The sequence below is a fragment of the Coprococcus sp. RTP21281st1_F1_RTP21281_210402 genome (assembly GCF_040915325.1).
GTDB classification, from domain to species: domain Bacteria; phylum Bacillota; class Clostridia; order Lachnospirales; family Lachnospiraceae; genus Coprococcus; species Coprococcus aceti.
The window spans coordinates 1-1,866 of sequence record NZ_JBCPDQ010000024.1; the positions used below are offsets into that span (position 1 = coordinate 1).

Sequence of the window (1,866 nt, forward strand, 5' to 3'; positions counted from 1 at the left end):
CCCTTTGGGGCGAGCAGTAACAATAGCCCTTTGGAGGGCTGATAATAAACCACCACTTGAAGTGGTGGTTGCTAACTAGAGGTGCTTTAAAATGAAGTTAATTATAGAAGATGAGGGTATTAGTCTACTGGAAAACAAAGGGCAATATTATCTTCAGTATGATGCAGGAGCGCATATGATAAAGAAAAAAAGAATTGAAATTACAAATGAAGAGGCGGAGTTATGCCAATTAGATGTTGAAGAAATGTATAATCTTATTTTGCAATATCAAAATGATGGTGTATATGGTGAAGATGTAGTTGAATAAAATATATAAAATTAATTATGGTTATACTTTAGGACTCCAAAACCCCTAACTCAAAAAGCTATTTTAATTTCTGCCTGTTCACGAAGTGAATGAAATGCAGAAATTAATAATAGCTTTTTGTCATTTACCTAAAGGGGAAAGGACACCTTATGGCGAAATTTGCCCCCAGGTATACAAAAGGATTTGTCCGACAATTTATTTCTAAGGTACGGTAAATCATTGATTTTACTGACTTTATTGCAAGCAGACAGATTTCATTCTTTCACAGAACTATTGTTTGCTAAAATACTCATAAATACTGTGAAATAGCCATTTTCAGCAATTGATATAAAATTATAACAAAAGATTTCGTTACAAGTTTGGCTGGTATCTACAACAGTATATTTTTATGAAAGTATATGCCAAAATCAAGACAATCCGACTAATTGTTAAGAAAATGCCTTATTCTGATATCTTGAATAATTTTAAGACCTAGGATAAGAAATTTAATCAGTATTGGTGTATTCATAAAACGCATATAAGTTGTTATCCTTGGAAACAGAGACAGGATTAGTAAGATTGGCATCTTTGCATATGCTGTTGCTACCCAGCCATATGGCACAGCACAGGGGGATGTCTGTTGCGGGTATTGATGGTATGTCAAAAACAGTCAGATAAATTTCAGCCTTTGAAGATTCACAGGTGCATACGTATAATTGCTGTTTTGCCCGTATTTTTGCCGATATCGACAGATTAAGGGATTTCTTAGCTGTGAAAGTGTCTGTCTTTGTTCGTAAAGAAATTTGGCTGAGACAGATGCTTAGAAATATTACCATCTTGCGAGATGAAAAGTTTGCTAATACCTATTTGTATCGCATGTTAGGATGCTTGTACAGATGGGTATTTTTGTTGTGGTCATATATTTTGATATTCACAGGTATCGTTTCAATGTAGGCTGACAGCGAGAGACCTTGCTATCTGTATGTATCCAGTGCCAATGGGGTATCATCTCACAGTTGATTTCATATCAACTGCAATCGTTTTAATCTGAATTTCTTTGAAATGACCTAATCTTAATTCGTTATGATTTTATCTGAAATAAATTCCACTTGAGATTCTACAAAATATTATAAGGAACTTTTAATGGAACTGCCGATTTCAAGAGTGACAGAAAATCAGTGACAAAAAGTCACGAAATAATTATACGTATCCATTTTATTTTGAAATTTCCTGTTATCACTGACTTTTAAAGCTTTTTTTTAAAATAAGTTGTCGACTGATAAAATTCATACTCCATTTTTGTCACAACTGATATTGCAACTGTTTTCTCTGGCATGGATTAATTTATGGAACTTCCATTCTGTAAGATTCAGATATTTTTATATTTTTTGTAACAAGAAATCATCTGTTACAGATTGGTGGTGAGAGTGATGGTATATGGAATTATTTCAGCAAAAGATAATCAGACGAGCCTCGCTTATTTTAAGAGTAAAAAAGTTTCACAGCTTGAACCGGAAAATCTAAAGGGAAGAGGACTCATAAAGGTCGATGGAGAAGTAATGGAATTCCAGACAGCGATA

Annotated in this window: 1 protein-coding gene; it reads left to right on the forward strand. The window is 33.7% G+C overall.

The window, feature by feature from the left end:
• Nucleotides 1-91: 91 nt before the first annotated feature.
• Nucleotides 92-307, forward strand: a complete 216-nt coding sequence (locus AB5150_RS15625; protein WP_055147993.1) for a hypothetical protein — start codon at nucleotides 92-94, stop codon at nucleotides 305-307.
• Nucleotides 308-1,866: the final 1,559 nt, after the last annotated feature.

Coding starts and splice junctions, on each gene's coding strand:
- AB5150_RS15625 (WP_055147993.1), top strand. CDS start 92: ATGAAGTTAATTATAGAAGATGAGGGTATTAGTCTACTGGAAAACAAA.